We start from the raw sequence: 21625 nt of genomic DNA, 5'->3' as shown, positions 1-21625 counted from the left end.
CAACCCCCAATTGTTATCCCTACCGAGTCGATAGCAGAGAGTCGTAAGGACCTGGTTCAAGTGGGGACTAAAATTTTAACGATCCGGAAATCCGATGGGTCGAAAGGAGGTCAGAAAGCATCAATAAAATGCCGCGGCAGCCGGCCCGGCATGATCGCGACGATATCATAGCGCTGGGAAAGGCGGGCCTGATCCCTCTGGCGGGCGAGCCAGAGATCGCTTGCCGCCCGTATGCGCTTCTGCGCGGCGACAGAGACGGCATCGACCGCCGCGGCCTCGCCATGGCGGGCCTTGACCTCGACGAAGACGGCGAGATCGCCCTTGCGGGCGATGATATCGATCTCGCCGAGCCGGGTGCGGTGGCGCAGCGCCAGAATGCGATAGCCCTTCAGCATCAGGAAGGCGGCCGCGACATATTCCGACATGCGGCCACGGCGCAGCGCCTTCCTTCTGATCGTGGTGAGATCACTATCGCCCATCGGCGTTCTTCATCTCCAGCAGCCGCTGATAGAGTACTTTGCGCGGCAGGCCGGTCAGGCGCGCCGCCTCGGTCGCAGCACCTGCCGTCGGCATCGACTTCGACAGGTCGGCCAGCATGGCGTCGACATCGGCCTCATCAGTCTCGACCGGCTCCGGCGGACCGATCACGAGGACGATCTCCCCCTTGACGTTTTCCACCTGCTGATAATGGGCGGCAAGGTCGGCAAGCGTGCCACGGCGGAACTCCTCAAAGGTCTTGGTCAGCTCGCGGCAGACGGAGGCGGGCCGATTGGCCCCGAGCACATCGGCGGCGGCCAGAAGCGTTGCGCCGATGCGATGCGGCGATTCAAAGAAGATCAGCGTCGCCGGGGCTGCGGCAAGTTCACCCAAACGGTCGCGGCGGGCCTTGTCCTTGGCCGGCAGGAAACCGGCGAAAAGAAAGGCATCGTTCGGCAGGCCGGAGCCGACAAGGGCTGCGAGCGGGGCGGAGGCGCCGGGAATGGGAATGACGCGGTAACCTGCCGTTATCGCCTGCTGCGCCAGCCGATAGCCTGGATCGGAGACCAGCGGCGTGCCGGCATCGGAAACCAGCGCAACCGAGCGCCCGGCTTCGAGCGCCTGCAGCAGCCTTGGACCGGCCTCATCGGCATTGTGCTCGTGATAGGCGAAAGGGCGGTTCTGGATGCCGTAGCGGTCGAGCAGCACGCGGGTGACGCGCGTATCCTCGCAGGCAAGCACATCGGCGCCGGCCAGCGTTTCCAGCGCCCGCAGGGTGATATCGCCGAGATTGCCGATCGGGGTGGCGACGAGATAGAGCGCCGGCTCCAGCGGCCGCGCCGGCACCGCCATATTGTGCAGGCGGAAGCTTCGCCGGCCGGCGGCGTCCGCTGTGGTTTCCTCAATCATGCCATTTGCTTTCGTCCCGCCGGCTCGTCGCCGGCATCGAACCCTTATGGGCGAGCCGCACCGCTTCGGCAAGGGTTCGGATTTCTGTGAGCATTGCTCTGGAAAACCGCAAATGCGGGGGTGCCGGCGTCCATGCCTCTTGCAAAGCAATGCTGAAGTCTGCCATTTTGCCCGTCCACTCCCCCGGCCTCAAGCCGGGACAGCATTCTTCGGGTGCTCGACGCGCCCGGACAGTCACGGTCGAAAGCGGTAGCATCCCATGCGTATTACTATTGAGCGGTCAAACCTGTTGAAATCGCTGAACCACGTCCACCGCGTGGTCGAACGTCGCAACACGATCCCGATCCTGTCCAACGTATTGCTCAAGGCCGACGGCCAGAACCTCGACATGAAGGCGACCGACCTCGACCTCGAAATCACCGAGGCGACCCCGGCTAACGTCGAGCAGCCCGGCGCCACCACCGTTCCCGCCCATCTTCTCTACGATATCGTGCGCAAGCTTTCCGACGGCTCGGAAGTGCTGCTTGCCACCAGCACCGATGGCGGCTCGATGACCGTGCAATCCGGCCGCTCGAAATTCTCGCTGCAGTGCCTGCCGGAATCGGACTTTCCGGATCTCACGGCCGGCACCTTCACGCATAGCTTCAAGCTGAAGGCGACCGATCTGAAGATGCTGATCGACCGCACGCAGTTTGCGATCTCGACGGAAGAGACGCGTTATTATCTGAACGGCATTTTCTTCCACACGATCGAGAGCAATGGCGAGCTGAAACTCAGGGCGGTTGCGACCGACGGCCACCGGCTGGCGCGTGCCGATGTCGACGCGCCCTCCGGCTCCGAGGGCATGCCCGGCATCATCATTCCGCGCAAGACGGTCGGCGAGTTGCAGAAGCTGGTCGACAATCCCGAGGTGACGGTGACCGTCGAGGTCTCCGACGCCAAGATCCGGCTGACGATCGGCTCGATCGTCATGACCTCGAAACTGATCGACGGCACCTTCCCGGATTATCAGCGCGTCATCCCGACAGGCAACGACAAGGAAATGCGCGTCGACTGCACGAGCTTCGCACAGGCCGTCGACCGCGTCTCGACAATCTCTTCCGAGCGCGGACGCGCCGTGAAGCTGGCGCTTTCCGAGGGACAGTTGATGCTGACCGTCAACAACCCCGATTCCGGCAGCGCGACGGAAGAAGTCGCCGTCGGCTACGACACGGATGCGATGGAAATCGGCTTCAACGCCAAATACTTGCTCGACATCACCGCCCAGCTTTCCGGCGAGGAAGCGATCTTCCTGCTTGCCGATGCCGGCTCGCCGACACTGATCCGCGACACGGCGGGCGACGATGCGCTCTACGTGCTGATGCCGATGCGCGTCTGAGCGGAACGAAGGCGCCTGGTTGCCGTTTTTCCTCCTGTCAAAACGGAGGATCCCATGACCAAAAAGACGGGAGCGGTGCGCATCGGCATATCCGGCTGGACCTATGCGCCCTGGCGCGGCCAATTCTACCCGAAGGACCTGCCGCAGAAGCAGGAGCTTTCCTACGCCGCCCGGCACTTTCCTTCGATCGAGATCAACGGCACCTTCTACGGATTGCAGCGGCCCGAAAGTTTCGGCCGCTGGCGCGGGGAAACGCCGGATGATTTCGTCTTCGCGGTCAAGGGACCGCGCTTCATCACCCATATGCTGCGGCTGCAGGATATCCAGACGGCGCTCGCCAATTTCCTCGCTTCCGGCCTGCTGCGGCTTGGCCCCAAGCTTGGGCCGATCCTCTGGCAATTCCCGCCGAACATGGTCTTCGACCCATCCCTTTTTGAAAGCTTTTTGTCGCTGCTCCCGCACGACCGCGACGCGGCAATAGCGCTGGCGAAACGGCACGACTGGCATATCAAGGGACCGGCCTGGCTTACATGCGACGGGCATCAGCCTATCCGGCATGCGCTGGAGATCCGCCATGAGAGCTTCCGCTCACCCGCCTTTATCGAGATGCTGAGGCGCCATAAGGTCGCTCTCGTCTGCGCCGATACGGTGCAATGGCCGCTGCTGATGGATATCACCGCCGATTTCATCTATTGCCGCCTGCATGGCTCCGAAAAGCTCTATGTCAGCGGCTACGAGGACGAAGCACTCGACATATGGGCTGAACGTATCCGCGCCTGGGCCACGGGTGGTGAACCTGAGAATGCGCCGCGGGTGCTGGCGCCCGTACCCGCGCGAACCAAGGGCCGCGACGTCTATCTCTATTTCGACAATACCGATGTGAAGCTGCGCGCGCCTGTGGACGCCGATCACTTGGCCGAGAGACTTGCCGATCTCATGCCGAATTCAGCGCCGAAAGCCGCATGAGCTGTTGATGTCGATGTCCTTGTTGCGAAAATCCTTGTCCCTTAAGCGACAAGCGGCATATTAAGGCATTCGATCAACATGCGGATGGGTGGAGAATGAGCTTACGGGTCAAGGTGAAGGAACGGTTCGGAAAGAGGTTCGACGACGAGATCCGCTTCTTCCGGGGCATGATGCAGGGGCCGAAGACGGTGGGCTCGATCGTGCCGACCTCCTCGATCACGGCCAAACGCATGGCAAGCGTCGTCGATATCCATTCCGGGTTGCCCGTACTTGAACTCGGACCGGGCACGGGCGCCATCACCAAGGCCATCCTCGGCCGCGGCGTCCAGCCGGAAAATCTCGTCGCAATCGAATATTCGACGGATTTTCATAAACATCTGCAGCGAACCTATCCCGGCGTGCACTTCATCAACGGCGACGCTTTCGATCTTCAGACCACCCTTGGCAGTTTCAGCGGTCTCACCTTCGATTCCGTCATCTCGGGCATTCCGCTTCTGAATTTCCCGATGGCGAAGCGCATCTCGCTGCTCGAAAGCCTGCTTGACCGACTGCCGGCCGGCCGGCCGATGGTGCAGATTTCCTACGGTGCGATCTCGCCGATCGCCGCCAATCCCGACCGCTACCATATCCAGCATTTCGACTTCGTCATGCGCAATATTCCGCCGGCGCAGCTCTGGATCTATAAGCGCGGCTGAGATGTTCGGGATCTATATCACGCATCCGCAGGTCAGGATCGACGCCAACGTGCCCGTGCCGAAATGGGGGCTTTCCGATGTCGGCGCGGCGCGCGCCCGCAAAGCGGCAGAGAGTGGCTGGGCGAGGCAATTGCAGCGCATCGTCTCCAGCGACGAGACGAAGGCGATCGAGACGGCCGAAATCCTGGCGGAAGCTTCCGGCGTAACCGTCGAAATCGTCCACGGCATGCACGAGAACGACCGCTCAGCCACCGGCTTCCTGCCGCCGCCGCAATTCGAAGAGGCGGCCGACTGGTTCTTCGCCCATCCGGAACAAAGCTTCAAGGGCTGGGAGCGCGCCGTCGACGCGCAGGCCCGCATCGTCGAGGCTGTTAACGCCGTTCTTGCCACGCATGATGCGACGGCGCCGATAGCCTTCGTCGGCCATGGCGGCGTCGGCACGCTGCTCAAATGCCATCTGGCGGGCAGCCCGATCGCGCGCGACCGCGACCAGCCCGGCGGCGGTGGCAATCTCTATGCTTTCGGTCTTGCGGATCGCCGCTTATCATGCGACTGGACACCCATCGAAGACTGGCAGGGGTGACTTCAGATGGACGCACGCGAGCGGTTGATCGTCGGCCTGGATGTTCCAACGATCGGCGAGGCGGAAAGACTGGTTTCCACGCTCGGCGACGACATTCTCTTCTACAAGATCGGCTATCAGCTGGTCTTTGCCGGCGGCCTGGAATTCGCCCGCGATCTTGCCGCCAGCGGCAAGAAGATCTTTCTCGACATGAAGCTGCTCGACATCGACAACACTGTCGCCTCCGGCGTCGAGAACATCGCCAAGATGGGCATGTCGATGCTGACGCTGCACGCCTATCCGAAAGCCATGAAGGCGGCGGTCGAGGCAGCGGCCGGCTCAGGCCTCTGCCTGCTCGGCGTGACCGTGCTGACCTCGATGGATGCCGATGATCTTGCCGATGCCGGCTACAGCCAGGATCCGCACAGCCTGGTGCTGCGCCGCGCCGAACAGGCGCGGGCGGCCGGCATGGGCGGTATCGTCTGCTCGGCGGAGGAAGCGGTTGCGGTGCGCGAGATCGTCGGACCCGACATGGCGATCGTCACCCCCGGCATTCGCCCTGATGGTAGCGACAAGGGCGATCAGAAGCGGGTGATGACGCCTTTCGACGCGCTGAAGGCGGGAGCGACGCATCTCGTCGTCGGCCGGCCTGTCGTCAAGGCGCCGGATCCCCGAGATGCCGCCCGCGCGATCCTCAGCGAGATGGTGAGCGCACTCTGGCCGGCAAATCGCTGACAGGGTTCACTGTAAAGGGAAAAGACCATGGCCAAAGGATACTGGATCGCCCGCGTCGACGTTCGCGATGCCGAGCGCTACAAGGATTACGTGACGGCGGCCAAGCCGGCCTTCGAAAAATATAGCGCGAATTTTCTGGCGCGCGGCGGTGCCTTTACCGAGCTCGAGGGCAAGGCGCGCGTCCGCAACGTGGTGATCGAATTCCCCTCGATGCAGCATGCGGTCGACTGCTATAATTCGCCGGAATACCAGATCGCCGCGAAAATCCGCCAAGAAGCGGCGGATGCGGAAATGGTCGTCGTCGAGGGCGTCTAGAGCGCGGTCACATCCTCAAAAACTGACGGCGTGATGGGCCTTCCCGTCGCGCCGGGATTCGGCTAAGACGAAGCCAATCAAGCATTCCGCAAAGCCTTTCGAGGAGCCTGCCATGACCCTTGCCAACCTGCCGCCGCTCGTCACCGTATTCGGAGGGTCCGGCTTCGTGGGCAGGCACGTGGTTCGGGCGCTGGCCAAGCGCGGCTATAACATCCGCGTCGCCGTGCGCCGTCCCGATCTCGCCGGCTTCCTGCAGCCGCTCGGCAATGTCGGGCAGATCTCCTTCGTGCAGGCGAACCTGCGCTATCGCAGCTCGATCGACCGCGCCGTCGACGGTGCGAGCCACGTCGTCAACTGCGTCGGCATTCTGCATGAGACCGGCCGCAACACCTTCGACGCGGTGCAGGAATTTGGCGGCCGTGCGATTGCCGAGGCGGCGCGCGGCGCAGGTGCGACGCTGACGCATATTTCAGCGATCGGCGCCGACGCGAAATCCGATTCGGATTATGGCCGTACCAAGGGCCGCGCCGAAACGGCCATCCTCTCGGTCAAGCCCGATGCAGTGATCTTCCGTCCGTCGATCGTCTTCGGACCGGAAGACAGCTTCTTCAACAAGTTTGCCGAGATGGCGCGTATGTCGCCGATCCTGCCGCTCGTCGGCGGCGGCAAGACGAAATTCCAGCCTGTCTATGTCGAGGATGTCGCCGAGGCCGTCGCCCGCGCCGTCGACGGCAAAGTTGCCGGCGGCAAGGTCTATGAGCTTGGCGGGCCTGAGGTGCTGAGCTTCCGCGAATGTCTCGAGACGATGCTGAAAGTGACGTGCCGCAAGAACCGGCTGGTATCGCTGCCCTTCGGCATTGCTTCGATGATCGGCAGCATCGCTTCGCTGGTCCCCTTCATAACGCCGCCGATCACGCCGGACCAGGTGCGCCTGCTGAAGCGCGACAACATCGTCTCCCCGGAAGCCGAGGCGGAAGGCCGCACGCTGAAGGGCCTCGGCATCGCGCCTACCATGGTGGCATCGGTGCTCGGCTCCTACCTCGTGCACTATCGTCCGCACGGCCAGTACACCGGCACCGGCAAGGCCGCCTAAGACTTTTCCAGACGATGAGGCTTTTCCAGCCGATGAAACTTGGCCGTCTGCGGATGCCGCGGGCGGCCTTTTGGCCTTGCCGTGTCCTGCAAAGCCCGGCGCAAGTTTGAAGTGTTCTGGTGCTCGCCATATTCAGCAGCGTTGCATAAAAGACGCATCGGAATTTTTGTGGAATTAACGCCAAATTTAGCAGGAACGTTTATTGCTATTTGTCATTCCACTGACTACCAAACCCGCGCGTCTTCCAACGGACTCAACGCCTGCGGTCGTGTGCGGCAATCACTGTGAAAGGCATTTCTCGATGGGCAAGTCAATCGCGCTCCTATTTGCGTGTGCGGCGCTGGTTATCCTTGCAGGCTCTTTCGTTGCGCCCGGTTCGGTCGCGGCGGTAAAGGGCGATTGCTCGCCGGCCTACGGCGTCGATCCTTGCTCTACGGCTTCGATCATCCATTGACGAAAGGCCGGCCCTGCGCCGGCATCCTGCTCCCAGCAAGCAGTCATCGGAACGCCTGAAATAGCGCGTTCACAATGAAGGCTCAGCCCTGCCTGCTTCAAGCGGCGGCGGGCGCTTATCCTCTCAATATCGCCTATCTGAAAGATTGGCGGCTTCTGCCGGCAACAGAGTGTCTGTTCGGAGTCCGACGGGGCATTTGCATTCGCGCCGGGAGTTGCGCGAATGCAATGCAGGACGGATGTCTCAGGCAATCAAGCCGGTCGCGGCCATGCCGAGCAGCAAAACACCGAGAATGATGCGGTAGATGGCAAACAGCGTAAACCGGTTGCTTCTGATATAGGCCAGCAGCCATTTGACGGCGATGAAAGCGACGATCGTGGACACGACGAAGGCGATGCCGAGCGCCGTCCAGTCTTCGCCCGCCGCTCCGCCATCTCGGAACGTCTTCAGCAATTCATAGCCGCTTGCGGCGTACATCGTGGGTATGCCGACGAGAAAGGCGAATTCGGTCGCCGCAGCGCGGTTGCCGGTGCCTGCCAGCATGGCGACGAAGATGGTGGCGCCGGAGCGCGAGGTTCCCGGAAAGACGCCGGCAACGATCTGGGCGATGCCGACCAGGATGGCGACAAGCCAGGTGATCTCTTTATGCGGCGGTCTGCGCGCGGCGGCCCACTCGGCAAAGATCATCCAGATACCTCCGATGATCAGCGCCCAGGCGATCGGCGTCGCGGTTTCCGGCAGTTCAAAGCCGAGCTTCTTTACGACCAGTCCGAGAATGGCGGTGATGAGAAAGGCAACGATCAGCTTGGCGGCATAATCGCGATTGACCGGGTCGCGCCAGCCGAGCACCAGATCCACCAGGCGACGCCAATAGATGATGGTGACGGCGAGGATGGCGCCTGCCTGGATGACGATGTTGAACATGTCCGACCGGTGGCCGAGCCATTGCTCCGCAATGATGAGATGGCCGGTGCTCGAGATCGGCAGAAACTCGGTGATCCCCTCTATGATACCGAGAATGATAGCACTTATATAATCCATACATTGTCTCCGGTTTAAAGTTCGGCCGGGCCTGAACGCTTGGGTCGATCAGGCCGCCGTTTACAATCATTCGTTAGACCGTGTTTCGCCATTGTCAGATGGGGTAAAATCCGATTCGCTTGTATTGGCGGGGCCAAGCTCCTATAGCTTCAACCAATGAGTCATGACTAGGGCGCTATAATCGAGCTGCCACACAGTCCTGTAACAGCAATCACAAAGCCCGAGTATCGATGCCCACGCTTTATCATCATCCCATGTCATCCGCATCTCGCTTCGTCCGGCTGATCCTGGCGGAATACGGCTATCAGGCGGATCTGATCGAAGAGCAGACATGGGAGAAACGCCGGGATTTCCTGGCGCTCAATCCGGCCGGCACGCTGCCTGTTTATGTCGACGACAGCATGCGGGCGCTTTGTGGCGCGAGCGTCATTTCCGAATATCTGGACGAGACGCACGGCGTCTTGAAGCGCGACCGGCGGCTGCTCGCCGAAGACCCTTTCCAGCGGGCCGAAATCCGCCGGCTGACCGAATGGTTCATGCAGAAGATGGAAAACGACGTGACCAAGCCGCTCGCGCGCGAGCGTGTCTATAAGTTGCAGATGAGCGCTGATCAGGGCGGCGGAGCGCCGGATTCGAAGGTTTTGCGCACGGCTCGCGCGAATATCCGCCAGCATATGCGCTATCTCACCTGGCTTGCCGGCTCGCGTCAGTGGCTGGCGGGTGAGCGGATGAGCTATGCCGACCTTGCCGCCGCGGCCTCGATTTCGATCCTCGACTATCTTGGCGAGATCGAGTGGGCGGATTCGCCCGTCGTCAAGGACTGGTACCAGCGGCTGAAGTCGCGGCCCTCCTTCCGGCCGATGCTGACCGAGCGCGTGCGCGGCCTGACACCGGTTTCACACTATGCCGATCTGGATTTCTGACGAGGGCTCTTCATGCCCGAACCTGACAATGACGACAAAGAGCGCCGCCGCCGCGACAATTTGACCGAGTTCGTCCGGGCGGAATCTGCCGCCAAGGGCTTCGATCTCTGCCGCATCACGCGCCCGGACGCGATCCCGCAAGCGAAGGAGCGTCTCGGCCAGTTCATCGATGCCGGGCGCCACGGGACGATGGACTGGATGGCGGAGACGCGCGACCGGCGCGGCGATCCCCGCACACTCTGGAGCGAGGTGCGCTCCGTCGTCGTCTTCGGCCTCAATTACGCGCCGGAAGAAGATCCCCGCGGCATTCTCGGCAAGCCGGACAAGGCAGCGATTTCGGTCTATGCCCGCAACCGCGATTATCACGACGTCATCAAGGGCCGGCTGAAGGAGATCGCCACGCGCTTTGCGGCGCGGGCGGGCGCCGATGTGAAGGTCTTCGTCGATACGGCGCCGGTCATGGAGAAACCGCTGGCGGAGGCAGCCGGACTCGGCTGGCAGGGCAAACACACCAATCTCGTCAGCCGCGTTCATGGCTCCTGGCTGTTCCTCGGCACGATGTTCACCACCGCGGATCTCGTGATCGATGAAGCGGAAACCGATCATTGCGGCTCCTGCCGCGCCTGCCTCGACATCTGTCCGACGGCTGCCTTCCCGACGCCTTACCAAATCGATGCGCGGCGCTGCATCTCCTATCTCACCATTGAGCACAAGGGGCCGATCGATGCCGATTTGCGCGGGCTGATCGGCAATCGCATCTATGGCTGCGACGACTGTCTTGCCGTCTGTCCCTGGAACAAGTTCGCAAGCTCCGCCTCCGAGATGAAGCTCAAGGCGCGGGAAGATCTGAAGGAGCCGTCGATCGCCTTTCTGCTGACGCTCGACGATGCCGCCTTCCGCGCCTTTTTCAGCGGCTCGCCGGTGAAGCGGATCGGCCGCGACCGCTTTATCCGCAACGTGCTGATCGCCGCCGGCAATTCCGGCGACAAGGCGCTCATTGGGCAATGTCGCGGGCTTTCGGAGGATCCCTCGCCCGTGGTACGCGGCATGGCGGTCTGGGCGCTTTCACGGCTGATGGAGGCTGGCGAATTTGCGGCCTTTGCCGCACAGAGGGCAGACGAGAGAGATGACGACGTCCTGAACGAATGGCGATTGGCGGGAGTGGGCTGATGCATGTGATGATCTTTGGCTGCGGTTATTCCGGCACGGCAATCGCCAAGGCCTTTACCGGCGACGGCGTGCGGGTTTCCGGCACCACGCGCTCGCCTGACAAGATGGACGTGCTCCGCCGGAATGGCATCGAAGCATTCCTTTTCGACGGCGAGAGCATGGAAGAGGGGCTGCGCCAGGCTTTGGACGGCGTCACCCATCTGGTGCAATCGATCGCGCCTGGAAAGGCCGACCCGCTGCTGCGGCTGCTCGGTAGAGACGGCGCACGCCTGCTGCCGAAGCTCGAATGGATCGGTTATCTCTCCACCGTCGGCGTCTATGGCGATCACCAGGGCGCCTGGGTGAGTGAGGAAACGCCATGCTTGCCCGTTTCCGGGCGGTCGACCGAGCGGATCGAGGCGGAAGAGGGCTGGCTGGCGATGGGCCGGGAGCGCGGCGTGCCGGCGGCGGTGTTGCGCCTTTCCGGCATCTATGGGCCGGGCCGCAACGCCTTCTGCAATCTGGACAAGGGCACGGCGCGACGGCTGATCAAGAAAGACCAGGTGTTCAACCGCATCCGCGTCGAGGATATTGGTGCGGCGACACGTTTCCTGTCGGAGCGCGGCCTCGGCGGCATCTATAATGTCACCGACGACCGGCCCGGCCCGCCGCAGGATGTGATCGTCGAGGCCGCCCGCCTGATGGGCGTCGAACCGCCGCCGGAGCAGGCGTTCGAGACCGCTGAATTGACGCCGATGGCGCGCACTTTCTACGGCGAGAACAAACGGGTTTCGAATGCGAAACTGAAGGCCTCCGGCTTCGCATTTTCCTTCCCGAACTATCCCATGTCGCTTGCGCAATTGTGGCGGGACGGACGCTGGCGGGGGTAGTAGAACTCAGTCCTGTTTGCGACGGATACGCTCACCCAAAATGAGTAGGAAATTCCTACTTTCCCGCTTTGGCCGGACAATTTTCGCCGCATCTTATGGTTAACGGCCTTTGAATTTGCCCAAATGTGGCAGTAAATATGGCGAAATCGGAAAAATATTTTCGCGATTTTCGTGAACGCCATGGCGTTAACTATCCCTTCGGAAAATTCGTTCGGATTTTAGCTGATTTTATTAGGTTTTTTCCACGTTTGCGCGCGGCGCTCATTGCTGAAATCCCGACATCACACTCACGAATGTTACCGATTGTAATATTCCGTGAACAGCAGCGGCACTTTTTCGCCACTTTTTCACAGATTTAAGCCCCGCCGCCTGCAAGGGCATGAGTTCAATAGTTGAGGGATACTCTGTTTTGAAGAACATACGTCGTTCTATTATCGCCGCTGTAACTATTGCAGCCTGTTCTTCCATGCTTCCGGCGGAAGGTTTTGCTGGCAATGGTTGTGGCGGTGCTTCATGGTACGCACTTCGCTCCAAAACTGCTTCCGGGGAACGTATGAACCCTGCCATCTTGACTGCCGCACATCGTTCGCTTGCTTTCGGCACCAAGGTGAAGGTCACCAACCGCAACAATGGCCGTACCGTCGTCGTTCGTATCAACGATCGTGGTCCGTTCATCCGTGGTCGTGTGATCGACCTGTCGCGCGCCGCCGCGCAGAATATCGGCATGGTGAGCTCCGGCACTGCGAAGGTCTGCTACCAGGTCGTCAGCTGAGGCCCACTGACTGCGCCGGAAGCGGCGCTTGCTCTTGCCGTCAATCGCGGTTACCACCCGGTTGAGACTTGTGAACAATCCGATGCGTGACACTCGCGTTTGCGCTGATCGTTCACTCGCCACGGCAACAGGAGACATGTGAATGCGTCTGGGCGGCCGCCTCGAAGGGGCGATTTCTGTGCTCGCGGACATCGATGCCCGCAAGCGGCCCGTCGCCGACGCGCTGAAGGACTGGGGCCTCGCGCACCGCTTCGCCGGCTCCGGCGATCGTGCGGCGATCGGCAACATCGTCTATGACGCACTGCGCATGCGGCTTTCCCATGCCTGGCTGATGGATGACGACAGTCCTGCGGCCATTGCCCATGCCGTCATGTTCCGCCAATGGGGTTTTACATCAGACAGTCTTGCCACTGAGCTGGCGGACGACAAGTTTGCGCCGGCGCCGCTTTCAGCCGACGCCGTCTCGGCCTTTCAAAGGCGATCGCTCGACGATGCGCCGCCGCATATTCGCGGCGATATTCCCGAATGGATCCAACCCTCCTTCGAACAGGCCTTCGGCGCCGGCTGGCTCGCCGAGGCACAGGCACTCGCCGCCCGCCCGACGCTCGATCTGCGCGCCAACCTGCTCAAAGCCTCCCGCGACAAGGTCGTCAGGGCGCTCGAAAGAGCGAACGCGCATGCTGCGAAGATCGCCCGCTACGGCATCCGGATTGCCGCCGGCGAAGGCGCCTCGCGCCTCCCCAACGTGACAGCCGAGCTTTCGTTCCAGAAGGGCTGGTTCGAAGTTCAGGACGAGGGATCGCAAATCGTCGCCGACCTGGTGCTCGCCCACGAGGGCGAACAGGTTCTCGACTATTGCGCCGGCGGCGGCGGCAAGACGCTCGCCATGGCGGCCGCCATGCAGAACAAGGGACAGGTTCACGCCTACGACGCCGACCGCAAGCGGCTGGCGCCGATCATCGAACGGCTGAAGCGGGCGGGCACACGCAATGTCCAGGTGCATGACGACGCCAGGGCGCTCTCCGCCCTTGCCGAACGCTGTGACAAGGTGCTGGTAGACGCGCCCTGCACCGGCACCGGCACATGGCGCCGCCGCCCCGATACGAAGTGGCGGCTGACGGCAAAGAACCTCGACGAACGCACCGCCCAGCAGCAGGACGCGCTGGCGCAGGCGAGCGGCTTCGTCAAATCAGGCGGCGATCTGATCTATGTGACCTGCTCGGTCCTGCCCCAGGAAAACGAGGAACAGGCGCGCCGCTTCACGGCCGAAAATCCTGATTTTCAGATCGTCAGCGCCCTGCCCGCCTGGGAAGCCCTGTTCGGCAAGGATGCCCCGCGTCCGCATTCTTCCGACGGCCTGACGGTGACTTTGACACCCGCCTCCACCGATACCGACGGCTTCTTCTTCTGCCGTATGCAGCGCAAAGGCTGACGCGGTTTAGCGGAGGCCTACGCAGCTGCCGGTTTTCAAGCAAATGCCGTTCAAAAATGACCGGTTAGCCGCGCCTGTCTATTCTTAAAATCATTCCAAACTAGAGAATTTGACACCAGTTTGCTTTTGCGCGAAGAGACGAAGCCCGATTAGACGGAAAATCCCGTCAGAGGAGAGGATCATGAAGCTCAACCGCAAATTCCGCGCAGCCGTGCTGGCGATCGCCCCCGCCGCCCTGCTCGCCCTTCCCGTGCATGCCGAGACCGATGCTGCTAGCGTAGTGAAACACTATGCCGACGTGGCGCATGCGAAATACGAGGACTCGCTGACGACGGCCAACGCGCTCGACGCCGCGATCGACGCCTTCCTGAAGGCGCCGACCGACGCGACGCTCAAGGCCGCCAGGGACGCCTGGATCAAGGCACGCGTCCCCTACCAGCAGACGGAAGTCTATCGCTTCGGCAATCCAGTCGTCGACGACTGGGAAGGCAGGGTCAACGCGTGGCCGCTCGATGAAGGCCTGATCGACTATGTCGATGCCTCCTACGGCACCGAGAGCGATGAAAATTCTCTCTACGTGGCAAATGTCATCGCCAACAAGACGATCAAGATCGACGGCAAGGATGTCGACGCCTCCAAGCTGACGCCAGAATTCCTCTCCGGCACGCTCGCCGAGGCAGGCGGCATCGAAGCCAATGTCGCGACCGGCTATCACGCCATCGAGTTCCTGCTCTGGGGTCAGGATCTGAACGGCACGGGTCCCGGCGCCGGCGATCGTCCCGCAACCGATTACGACCTCAAGAATTGCACGCACGGCAATTGCGACCGCCGCGCCGAATATCTGAAGTCCGCCTCCACCCTGCTCGTTTCCGACCTGCAGGAAATGACCGACAACTGGAAGCCGGATGGCGCTGCGACGAAGAATGTCGAAGCCGATCCGAAGGCAGGCCTTGTGGCGATCCTGACGGGCATGGGTTCGCTTTCCTACGGCGAGCTTGCCGGCGAGCGCATGAAGCTCGGCCTGCTGCTGCACGATCCGGAAGAAGAGCATGATTGCTTCTCGGACAATACCTACAACTCGCATCTCAACGACGCGATCGGCATTGCTGCCGCCTATACCGGCAATTATACCCGCGTCGACGGCACCAAGCTCAGCGGCCCGTCGCTGCACGATCTGGTGGCCGCCAAGGACAAGGCGCTCGATGCCGAAGTGGAAGGCAAGCTCAACAAGACGCTCGATGCGATGAATGCCATGGCAAAGCGCGGCGAGACGGTCGAAAAGTACGATCAGATGATCGGCGAAGGCAACAAGGACGGCAACGCCGTTGTCCAGGCCGCCATCGACGGGCTGATCGACCAGACGAAATCGGTGCAGCGCGTTATTGCCGCACTCGATCTCGGCACGGTTCAGCTTGAAGGTTCCGACAGCTTGGATAATCCTAACGCCGTCTTCCAATAAGCAAAAAGGCGGGCCGCTTCGAAAGCCGGAGCGGCCCGGACCCTGAAATGTCGCATGCCCCGGCCCGCCGATTTTTCGCCAGCGCAACGCTCTGCGCAACGCTTGCCGGTTTTTCCGTCAGCATCGCCGCCGGTTTCGACCTGCCGAGAAAACGCACCGACCTCTCCGAGGCAGATCTGAAACGCGTAGCCGATGTGACGCGGCCGACGGCGGATTTTTCCAGGGCCGAACAATACGAAGCGATGCAGGCAGGGGCGACGACCTCGATCGACCCCGTCACCGAAGACAGCTTCTCGCATATTTCGGCCAATATCCCCTTCGAGGAAGAGCAGAATTTCAAGCTGGGCAATGCGCTCTTCCGCAAGCTCTGGGTATCTGCTCCCTCCTCGACGCAGGCCTCCGATGGTCTCGGGCCGCTTTTCAACGCCCGCTCCTGCATGAGCTGCCATGTCAATGACGGCCGCGGAAGACCGCCGGAGGGAGGTCCGAGCGCCACCTCGATGTTGCTGCGGCTTTCCCGTACGGCCAGGACGCCGGAGGAAGAAAAAGCGGTTGCGCGTGCCGATGTCGTCAATTTTCCCGATCCGGTCTACGGCCATCAGCTGCAGGACCTCGCCGTTCCCGGCCTTGCCGCTGAAGGCAAGATGGCGATCAGCTACCGCGAAGAGAGGGTGACGCTCGGCGATGGCGAGATCGTGTCGCTGCGCCGGCCGAGTTATGCGGTGACAAACCTTGGTTATGGACCGCTCGATCCGGCGACGACGATTTCGCCGCGTGTCGCCTCGGCGATGATCGGCCTTGGACTGATCGAGGCCATTCCCGAGGCCGACATCCTTGCCCATGCCGACCCTGATGCTGCCGACGGCGACGGCATTTCGGGGAAGGCTGCGATCGTGCGCGACCACCGCAGCGGCAAGATCGCGCTCGGACGATTCGGCTGGAAAGCGCAGAACGCCACGGTGCGCGACCAGAGTGCGGATGCCTTTGCCAATGATATAGGCATCTCGACGCCCGATCACCCGGATGCGCAGGGGGATTGCACCAAGGCGGAAGAGAAATGCCTTGATATGCCGACTGGCGTGCAGAAACGGCTGGGCGCAGAAGAAGCGCCGGGTCCCATTCTCGACCTCGTCACCTTCTATTCCGGAAATCTCGCCGTTCCGGCACGGCGCAAGGCGAGTTTCCCCGAGACGCTGCAGGGCAAACAGATCTTCTACGAAAGCGGCTGCATTTCCTGCCACGTGCCGAAATTCGTCACCCGGCGGGATACGCCCGAAAAAGCGCAGTCGTTCCAGCTGATCTGGCCCTATTCCGACTTTCTTCTGCACGACATGGGCGACGGGCTTGCCGACGGGCAGCAGGTCGGCCTTGCAAGCGGACGTGAATGGCGCACGCCGCCGCTATGGGGTATAGGACTGACCCGGACTGTCAGCGGACACAGCTTTTTTCTGCATGACGGCCGTGCGCGGAGCCTCACCGAAGCGATCCTCTGGCATGGCGGCGAAGCTGAAAAGGCCCGCAACGCTTTCTCCTCCCTGCCGAAAGATGACAGGGTGGCCCTGATTACATTCCTGGAGTCACTTTGATGCGCCTTTGGCACCCCCTGCTCTGCCTTACTCTGATCGGCCTCGCTACATCCGCGGCCGCCCAGACCGCAGCTCCCCCGGCAGGGCTGAACGAGGATGCCGTTCCCGCCGTCATGCAGCGGGCCGTCGACGAGGTGATCCGTCCAGGCTATCGCAACATGCAGCAATCGGCCGCCCGGCTGACGACGGCGATGAAGGATCTTTGCGCCGACGGCACCCAGCAGACGCTCGACAAGGCGAAATCCGCCTTCGACGATACAATCCGCTACTGGTCGATCATCGAGATCGTCCAGACCGGGCCTGTTATCCAGGACAATCTCTTCGAGCACATCCTGTTTTATCCCGACCGCAAGGGCGTCGGCCTCAAGCAGGTGCAGGCGCTGATCGCCAAGGCCGATCCAAAGGATGCGACGGTCGATGCGATCGCCGGCAAGAGTGTTGCGCTGCAAGGCCTGACAGCGCTGGAATACGTGCTCTACGGCAATGGCTCCAACGATCTCATCGGGCAGAAAAATGGCTTCCGCTGCCTTTACGGCGAGGCGGTCGCCGGCAATATCCAGCGGGAAGCCGGCGAAGTCGTCGCCGCCTGGGAAAAGCCCGACGGCGTGCAGGCGAGCTGGAAACATCCAGGCCCGCAGAGCAACGATTTCATGGACAATAAGGAAGCGGTGACCGCGCTGCTCGGCATTCTCGTCCATGGTGCGGAGAATGTTCGCGACCAGCGGCTGGAGCAATTCTACAAGGGCAAGGACACCGCGCCACGGCCGCGCATGGCGATCTACTGGCGCTCCAAGAACACCTGGAAATCGATGGCCGCCAATCTGGAGGGCCTGCGCACGCTCTGGCAGAAGGCCGGCATGGCCGAACTTCTGCCACCGGACAAACAGCCGATCGCCGCCTCGATCGACGAGGATTTCAAATCACTGCTCGACAGCGTGCCGAAGCTCAATCCCGATATCGACATCGCCACAAGCGATGCGGAGAAGGCCAAGCTCGATACGCTGCTTGCCGAAAGCCGCGACCTGATCACCCGGATCAGCGACGAATATGGCTCAGCCATCGGCCTTTCGGCCGGCTTTTCCTTTTCGGACGGAGATTGAGACGATGATGCAAAGTGCCGCGATCAATCGACGCAGCTTCGTCAAGGCGGCGGGGCTCGGCTTCCTTACCACCTTGACGCCAAGGTCGCTGATGGCGCTGGAGCGGACTGATGCGGTCTACGCCTCGGGCATTCGGGCAGTCGACGGCTCCTTTGCCATTGCGACCGTGACCGAGCGCGGCGAGATCGTCGATCAGGTGGCGCTTCCCGCCCGCGCCCACGGCATGGCCTTCAGCGCCAGTACCGGCAAGACTGTCGCCTTTGCGCGCCGGCCCGGCACTTATGCGATGATCTTCGATCCCTGGAACAAAAGCGAGCCGATCGTCATCAGCTCCAGGGAGGACCGCCATTTCTACGGCCACGGCGCCTTCTCTCCTGACGGCCGCTTGCTCTACGCCAGCGAGAACGACTTCGACGGCAATCGCGGCATGATCGGCCTCTACGACGCTACCGACCGCTTCACCCGCATCGGCGAATTCGAGACCTACGGCATCGGCCCGCACGACATGACCGTTTCCAACGACGGACGCCTGCTCATCGTCGCCAATGGCGGCATCGAGACGCATCCGGATTTCGGCCGCACCAAGCTCAATCTCGGAGAGATGCAGCCGTCGCTGGCGCTGATCGATGCGGCGACCGGTGCGCTGGTCGAAAAACATGTGCTGCCCGCGGAATGGGCAGAACTCTCCACTCGCCATGTCGATCTCGATGGCGCGGGCCGCATCTGGTTCGCCTGCCAGTATGAAGGCCACCGCAAGGATTTGCCGCCGCTTGTCGGCCATTTCGCCAAGGGGGAGGATCTTACCTTCATCGACCTGCCGGAGGAGACAACGCGCAGGCTTGCCAATTACGTCGGGGCGATCGCCGTCAATCGCAGCGAGGGTCTCGTCGGCATCACCTCGCCGAAGGGCGGCGCCTCGGTGACCATCGACACTAGGACGGGCAAGATGCTGGCCGAGACTTCCGTTCCGGATGCGGCAGGCATCGCGCCGGCAAGAAGCGGCTTTGCAGTCTCCTCCTATGATGGCGATTTCCTGTCGACCCGCAGCGACGTCGCCTGGGATCAGCACATCGTACGGCTCTAAATCAGAGAAGCGCAATTCCGGACGCAAAACCGCTGCACACTTTTGCTGGAATTGCTTTAGCCGGCGCGGGAATAGGCTTTCTGCTCGGCGCTGACGCTCGATGCCGCGGCCCTTGCTGCCTCGTGCAGCCAGTCGTTTCCCCGCGCCGCCAAATCCTTCAGGATCGCTGCAACCGCCGCTGCATCGTCGGAATGGCAATTGGCGATCTCGAATCCCATCAGTTCCAGCATCGTCGGCGAAAGCAGGATCTCGGGGTGCCGGTCGATTTCGATCTTGCAGCTGTTCGGCGAGAGCCGGCGCACGAGGGTGCGGCCGGAGATCCGGTAATGCGGATCGGCAGAGCGCGCCCGCCCATTGGCGATCTCGCTTGCATGGATCGCCACATCCCGCGGGTTGTGGCGAAGCGACCAGGCGGACGGCACCAGCGCCTTTGCCTCGCGCAGCACCGGCCCACCCTGCCATTCGGCATAGGCGACGAAACGCGGCCGGCCGAGGCTGCCGGTGCCGCCGCTGCGTGGCTTCGCCACGAAGGATCCTGCCCCCAACGGCAGCGCGTCTGCGAGCGCCTCGACATAGGCTGCCGGAGGCGGCTTCTTGCCGGGCTGCAGCATTTCGTATTTCCCCCAGAATTCCCGGCGTTCGGAATTCGGCAGCAGCAGCGCCTTGCGCAGCCATTTGTGGTCGCGCTCGAGGATAACAGGCAGCGGATTTTCAAGGCCCCTGCGATAACCACTCAAGATCAATTCGCCGATCATGCGAACCGAGGGACCGTCACCGCCACGGGCGAGGACAGCGCTTGCCGCAAGGCGAACGAGATCCAACGCATAGGGCATCACCGCCGCGTCGTCGAAGTCATTGACGCCCCAGACGAGCCGGCCCTCGATATCGCGCCAGGTGCCGAAATTCTCCAGATGCGTATCGCCGATCGCCAGTACCTCAGGCGCGCCTGTCAGTTCCGGGCAGATATCGAGGATGATCTCGCACCAGCGCCAATAGGTGGCGCGCAGGAAGACGAAATCGTCGCTCCGCATCTTCTCATGCTTCTCGCGGAGATCGTCCTTGACGAGATCGCCGCCGAGTTCGCCGGCCAGCCAAGTCTCGAAATTCCGCACCGATTGCGATATCGTCGTCATGCCGGCGCTCCATCATTTCGCGACCCGATGCGGAGAATACGCGCACCGCGCGAAGCTGCAATCGTCTTCGCATCGGATCGCCATAATCGAGCGGTACTGGCGAGCGGTACCGGCCAGCTGTGCCGGCTTGTACGGCGACGGAAAGGTGAAGGGTTGCCGCGGCGACACGGTCCCGGGTTTCCATCGGGGCGCCCGGACCGATTTCAGCAATGTCCAGCTTGTCGAATGCGGCGCGCCATGCCACTTTCTCGGCTGCAAGAGGGGCAGACATGAGCGAGACTGACAGGGGCGATTTCCGCGCGCGAATCCGCCGCAATTTTGCGCGGCAGGCGGCGATGGAGACGATCGGCGCGGAGCTGACGCGTGTCGAACACGGCGTCGTCGAGATCGAGCTGCCCTTCGACGTCAAACTGACACAGCAGCACGGCATCCTGCACGCAGGCATCATTTCCGCAGCGCTCGATTCGGCCTGCGGCTTTGCCGCCTACAGCGTCATCGACCCGGAAGCCTCGATCCTGACGATCGAGTTCAAGGTCAATCTCATGTCGCCGGGGCGTGGCGATCGTTTCCTGTTTCGCGGGGAAATCACCAAACCCGGCTCCACCATCATCGTCGCCGACGGACGAGGCTACGCGATCAGCGACGGGCCGGCGAAACTCATCGCCTCCATGACCGGAACGATGATGGTGATCCGCGGTAGAGAGGGCATTACGGGATGAAGTTCGAACTGAAATCGGTCGCGGGGAAATCCATCCTTTTCGTCATGGCGGCGGAGGCCGAATACGGTCCCTTCCTGCGTTCGCGCATCGAACCTTTGATGACCGGCGTCGGCCCGGTCGAGGCAGCCATCGCGCTGAGCAAGACATTGGCGCGGCTGGATGCCGTCGACGACCTGCCCGATCTTGTCGTCTCCCTCGGCTCGGCCGGCTCGGCGAAACTGGAGCAGACCGAAATCTATCAGGTGACCTCGGTTTCCTACCGCGACATGGACGCCTCGCCGCTCGGCTTCGAAAAGGGCAAGACACCCTTTCTCGACCTGCCCGCAACGCTCGAGCTGCCGCTGCGCATTCCCGGCATTGCCGAAGCAAGCCTTTCCACCGGCGGCAACATCATCTCGGGCACCGCCTATACAGGCATCGACGCCGACATGGTCGACATGGAGACCTATGCGGTGCTGCGCGCCTGCCAGGGCTACAAGCTGCCACTGATCGGCCTTCGCGGCATTTCCGACGGCGCCGTCGAGCTGCAGCATATTTCCGGCTGGACCGAATATCTGCACATCGTCGACCGCAAGCTCTCCTATGGCGTCGACAGCCTGTTCACGGCGCTGGAGGATGGGGTTTTCTGGTTCTGAGCCCCTGAATGGATCGTGTCCCGGCAGGTGGCCATCAATGACTGAACGCGTCATCGTGGCGCTGCAGTCCAGTAGGAAGGCTTGAGATCGGTGCGATGTTACCCTGGGCGTTCGCGAG

The 21625-nt window shown here is 62.0% G+C and carries 23 protein-coding genes; 18 read left to right on the top strand and 5 right to left on the bottom strand.

All coding sequences use genetic code 11. From position 1 onward, the window contains the following. Nucleotides 1-110: 110 nt before the first annotated feature. Nucleotides 111-479: a YraN family protein gene (locus GFM02_RS27370; RefSeq protein ID WP_163882326.1), complete on the bottom strand. Its 369-nt coding sequence runs from the start codon at nucleotides 477-479 to the stop codon at nucleotides 111-113. Beyond that, a complete protein-coding gene (rsmI, locus tag GFM02_RS27365) occupies nucleotides 469-1386 on the bottom strand; it encodes a 16S rRNA (cytidine(1402)-2'-O)-methyltransferase (RefSeq protein ID WP_168323363.1) in 918 nt (305 codons plus the stop codon). Before rsmI ends, GFM02_RS27370 begins: the two co-directional genes overlap by 11 nt. A 259-nt stretch (nucleotides 1387-1645) precedes the next feature. Between rsmI and dnaN the strand changes: the two genes are divergently transcribed. The 7 genes from dnaN to GFM02_RS27330 all read left to right on the top strand — a co-directional run bounded on the left by dnaN (nucleotide 1646) and on the right by GFM02_RS27330 (nucleotide 7130). Further along, nucleotides 1646-2764 carry a DNA polymerase III subunit beta gene (dnaN, locus tag GFM02_RS27360; protein WP_020052572.1) on the top strand — a complete coding sequence of 373 codons (1119 nt, stop codon included), beginning with the start codon at nucleotides 1646-1648 and terminating at the stop codon, nucleotides 2762-2764. Nucleotides 2765-2818: 54 nt separating this feature from the next. Beyond that, nucleotides 2819-3730 (top strand): DUF72 domain-containing protein, encoded by a 912-nt coding sequence (locus tag GFM02_RS27355; RefSeq protein WP_168323362.1) that lies wholly within the window; start codon nucleotides 2819-2821, stop codon nucleotides 3728-3730. Nucleotides 3731-3825: 95 nt separating this feature from the next. Next, nucleotides 3826-4425 carry a phospholipid N-methyltransferase PmtA gene (gene pmtA / locus GFM02_RS27350; RefSeq protein ID WP_168323361.1) on the top strand — a complete coding sequence of 200 codons (600 nt, stop codon included), beginning with the start codon at nucleotides 3826-3828 and terminating at the stop codon, nucleotides 4423-4425. A 1-nt stretch (nucleotide 4426) separates the two neighbouring features. Further along, nucleotides 4427-5008 (top strand): histidine phosphatase family protein, encoded by a 582-nt coding sequence (locus GFM02_RS27345; RefSeq protein ID WP_131639942.1) that lies wholly within the window; start codon nucleotides 4427-4429, stop codon nucleotides 5006-5008. A gap of 6 nt (nucleotides 5009-5014) precedes the next feature. Further along, nucleotides 5015-5722 carry an orotidine-5'-phosphate decarboxylase gene (gene pyrF, locus GFM02_RS27340; protein ID WP_168323360.1) on the top strand — a complete coding sequence of 236 codons (708 nt, stop codon included), beginning with the start codon at nucleotides 5015-5017 and terminating at the stop codon, nucleotides 5720-5722. A gap of 27 nt (nucleotides 5723-5749) precedes the next feature. Then, nucleotides 5750-6037: a DUF1330 domain-containing protein gene (locus GFM02_RS27335; RefSeq protein ID WP_168323359.1), complete on the top strand. Its 288-nt coding sequence runs from the start codon at nucleotides 5750-5752 to the stop codon at nucleotides 6035-6037. 112 nt (nucleotides 6038-6149) lie between these two features. Beyond that, nucleotides 6150-7130: a complex I NDUFA9 subunit family protein gene (locus GFM02_RS27330; RefSeq protein ID WP_168323358.1), complete on the top strand. Its 981-nt coding sequence runs from the start codon at nucleotides 6150-6152 to the stop codon at nucleotides 7128-7130. A 697-nt stretch (nucleotides 7131-7827) separates the two neighbouring features. On the opposite strand, the gene GFM02_RS27325 is transcribed toward GFM02_RS27330, so the two are convergent. Continuing rightward, nucleotides 7828-8625 (bottom strand): undecaprenyl-diphosphate phosphatase, encoded by a 798-nt coding sequence (locus GFM02_RS27325; protein WP_020052565.1) that lies wholly within the window; start codon nucleotides 8623-8625, stop codon nucleotides 7828-7830. 230 nt (nucleotides 8626-8855) lie between these two features. On the opposite strand from GFM02_RS27325, the gene GFM02_RS27320 reads away from it, so the two are divergent. Genes GFM02_RS27320 through GFM02_RS27310 form a run of 3 tightly spaced genes read left to right on the top strand, consistent with a single transcriptional unit; the run spans nucleotide 8856 to nucleotide 11587 of the window. Continuing rightward, on the top strand, nucleotides 8856-9548 hold the full coding sequence (locus tag GFM02_RS27320; protein WP_020052564.1) for a glutathione S-transferase family protein: 693 nt from the start codon (nucleotides 8856-8858) through the stop codon (nucleotides 9546-9548). A 12-nt stretch (nucleotides 9549-9560) separates the two neighbouring features. Then, nucleotides 9561-10718 (top strand): tRNA epoxyqueuosine(34) reductase QueG, encoded by a 1158-nt coding sequence (gene queG, locus GFM02_RS27315; RefSeq protein ID WP_168323357.1) that lies wholly within the window; start codon nucleotides 9561-9563, stop codon nucleotides 10716-10718. After that, nucleotides 10718-11587: an SDR family oxidoreductase gene (locus GFM02_RS27310; protein WP_168323356.1), complete on the top strand. Its 870-nt coding sequence runs from the start codon at nucleotides 10718-10720 to the stop codon at nucleotides 11585-11587. Before queG ends, GFM02_RS27310 begins: the two co-directional genes overlap by 1 nt. A gap of 261 nt (nucleotides 11588-11848) precedes the next feature. On the opposite strand, the gene GFM02_RS27305 is transcribed toward GFM02_RS27310, so the two are convergent. Then, entirely contained in the window at nucleotides 11849-12055 is a 207-nt protein-coding gene (locus tag GFM02_RS27305; RefSeq protein WP_168323303.1) for a hypothetical protein, read from the bottom strand. Here GFM02_RS27305 and GFM02_RS27300 point away from each other — a divergent pair. The 6 genes from GFM02_RS27300 (at nucleotide 11997) to GFM02_RS27275 (ending at nucleotide 19020) form a co-directional block, all read left to right on the top strand. Beyond that, nucleotides 11997-12359, top strand: coding sequence for a septal ring lytic transglycosylase RlpA family protein (locus GFM02_RS27300; RefSeq protein ID WP_011650128.1), 363 nt, complete (start codon nucleotides 11997-11999; stop codon nucleotides 12357-12359). The genes GFM02_RS27305 and GFM02_RS27300 overlap by 59 nt on opposite strands. A gap of 142 nt (nucleotides 12360-12501) precedes the next feature. Further along, entirely contained in the window at nucleotides 12502-13791 is a 1290-nt protein-coding gene (locus GFM02_RS27295; RefSeq protein WP_168323355.1) for an RsmB/NOP family class I SAM-dependent RNA methyltransferase, read from the top strand. A gap of 181 nt (nucleotides 13792-13972) precedes the next feature. Further along, on the top strand, nucleotides 13973-15250 hold the full coding sequence (locus GFM02_RS27290; RefSeq protein WP_168323354.1) for an imelysin family protein: 1278 nt from the start codon (nucleotides 13973-13975) through the stop codon (nucleotides 15248-15250). Between the two features lie 47 nt (nucleotides 15251-15297). After that, nucleotides 15298-16836 carry a di-heme oxidoredictase family protein gene (locus GFM02_RS27285; RefSeq protein ID WP_168323353.1) on the top strand — a complete coding sequence of 513 codons (1539 nt, stop codon included), beginning with the start codon at nucleotides 15298-15300 and terminating at the stop codon, nucleotides 16834-16836. Next, entirely contained in the window at nucleotides 16836-17936 is a 1101-nt protein-coding gene (locus tag GFM02_RS27280) for an imelysin family protein (protein WP_168267858.1), read from the top strand. Before GFM02_RS27285 ends, GFM02_RS27280 begins: the two co-directional genes overlap by 1 nt. Before the next feature lie 4 nt (nucleotides 17937-17940). Further along, a complete protein-coding gene (locus GFM02_RS27275; protein WP_168267860.1) occupies nucleotides 17941-19020 on the top strand; it encodes a DUF1513 domain-containing protein in 1080 nt (359 codons plus the stop codon). Nucleotides 19021-19076: 56 nt separating this feature from the next. Here the strand turns inward: GFM02_RS27275 and GFM02_RS27270 are convergent, their stop codons facing one another. After that, the gene (locus GFM02_RS27270; protein WP_168267862.1) at nucleotides 19077-20153 is read right to left on the bottom strand and encodes a DUF2252 family protein; all 1077 of its coding nucleotides are present in this window, start codon (nucleotides 20151-20153) and stop codon (nucleotides 19077-19079) included. Nucleotides 20154-20422: 269 nt separating this feature from the next. Here GFM02_RS27270 and GFM02_RS27265 point away from each other — a divergent pair, with 269 nt between their 5' ends. Further along, nucleotides 20423-20872 (top strand): PaaI family thioesterase, encoded by a 450-nt coding sequence (locus GFM02_RS27265; protein ID WP_003544704.1) that lies wholly within the window; start codon nucleotides 20423-20425, stop codon nucleotides 20870-20872. Then, complete coding sequence (locus GFM02_RS27260; protein WP_064248221.1) at nucleotides 20869-21507, top strand: 5'-methylthioadenosine/S-adenosylhomocysteine nucleosidase; 639 nt, start codon at nucleotides 20869-20871, stop codon at nucleotides 21505-21507. Before GFM02_RS27265 ends, GFM02_RS27260 begins: the two co-directional genes overlap by 4 nt. Nucleotides 21508-21625 lie beyond the last annotated feature (118 nt).

Source organism: Rhizobium leguminosarum bv. viciae, from assembly GCF_012276115.1.
Classification (GTDB): domain Bacteria; phylum Pseudomonadota; class Alphaproteobacteria; order Rhizobiales; family Rhizobiaceae; genus Rhizobium; species Rhizobium leguminosarum_T.
Note: the sequence above shows the minus strand (reverse complement) of the source record. Positions and strands in the feature narration are given on the sequence as shown.

Bases quoted from the DNA above. Each gene is read 5' to 3' on its own strand.
- GFM02_RS27260 (WP_064248221.1), top strand. From the start codon at position 20,869: ATGAAGTTCGAACTGAAATCGGTCGCGGGGAAATCCATCCTTTTCGTC.
- GFM02_RS27325 (WP_020052565.1), bottom strand. From the start codon at position 8,625: ATGGATTATATAAGTGCTATCATTCTCGGTATCATAGAGGGGATCACC.
- GFM02_RS27265 (WP_003544704.1), top strand. From the start codon at position 20,423: ATGAGCGAGACTGACAGGGGCGATTTCCGCGCGCGAATCCGCCGCAAT.
- GFM02_RS27320 (WP_020052564.1), top strand. From the start codon at position 8,856: ATGCCCACGCTTTATCATCATCCCATGTCATCCGCATCTCGCTTCGTC.
- dnaN (WP_020052572.1), top strand. From the start codon at position 1,646: ATGCGTATTACTATTGAGCGGTCAAACCTGTTGAAATCGCTGAACCAC.
- GFM02_RS27270 (WP_168267862.1), bottom strand. From the start codon at position 20,153: ATGACGACGATATCGCAATCGGTGCGGAATTTCGAGACTTGGCTGGCC.
- queG (WP_168323357.1), top strand. From the start codon at position 9,561: ATGCCCGAACCTGACAATGACGACAAAGAGCGCCGCCGCCGCGACAAT.
- GFM02_RS27280 (WP_168267858.1), top strand. From the start codon at position 16,836: ATGCGCCTTTGGCACCCCCTGCTCTGCCTTACTCTGATCGGCCTCGCT.
- GFM02_RS27355 (WP_168323362.1), top strand. From the start codon at position 2,819: ATGACCAAAAAGACGGGAGCGGTGCGCATCGGCATATCCGGCTGGACC.
- pmtA (WP_168323361.1), top strand. From the start codon at position 3,826: ATGAGCTTACGGGTCAAGGTGAAGGAACGGTTCGGAAAGAGGTTCGAC.
- GFM02_RS27310 (WP_168323356.1), top strand. From the start codon at position 10,718: ATGCATGTGATGATCTTTGGCTGCGGTTATTCCGGCACGGCAATCGCC.
- GFM02_RS27330 (WP_168323358.1), top strand. From the start codon at position 6,150: ATGACCCTTGCCAACCTGCCGCCGCTCGTCACCGTATTCGGAGGGTCC.
- GFM02_RS27345 (WP_131639942.1), top strand. From the start codon at position 4,427: ATGTTCGGGATCTATATCACGCATCCGCAGGTCAGGATCGACGCCAAC.
- GFM02_RS27370 (WP_163882326.1), bottom strand. From the start codon at position 479: ATGGGCGATAGTGATCTCACCACGATCAGAAGGAAGGCGCTGCGCCGT.
- GFM02_RS27335 (WP_168323359.1), top strand. From the start codon at position 5,750: ATGGCCAAAGGATACTGGATCGCCCGCGTCGACGTTCGCGATGCCGAG.
- rsmI (WP_168323363.1), bottom strand. From the start codon at position 1,386: ATGATTGAGGAAACCACAGCGGACGCCGCCGGCCGGCGAAGCTTCCGC.
- GFM02_RS27285 (WP_168323353.1), top strand. From the start codon at position 15,298: ATGTCGCATGCCCCGGCCCGCCGATTTTTCGCCAGCGCAACGCTCTGC.
- GFM02_RS27295 (WP_168323355.1), top strand. From the start codon at position 12,502: ATGCGTCTGGGCGGCCGCCTCGAAGGGGCGATTTCTGTGCTCGCGGAC.
- pyrF (WP_168323360.1), top strand. From the start codon at position 5,015: ATGGACGCACGCGAGCGGTTGATCGTCGGCCTGGATGTTCCAACGATC.
- GFM02_RS27275 (WP_168267860.1), top strand. From the start codon at position 17,941: ATGATGCAAAGTGCCGCGATCAATCGACGCAGCTTCGTCAAGGCGGCG.
- GFM02_RS27290 (WP_168323354.1), top strand. From the start codon at position 13,973: ATGAAGCTCAACCGCAAATTCCGCGCAGCCGTGCTGGCGATCGCCCCC.
- GFM02_RS27305 (WP_168323303.1), bottom strand. From the start codon at position 12,055: ATGGAAGAACAGGCTGCAATAGTTACAGCGGCGATAATAGAACGACGT.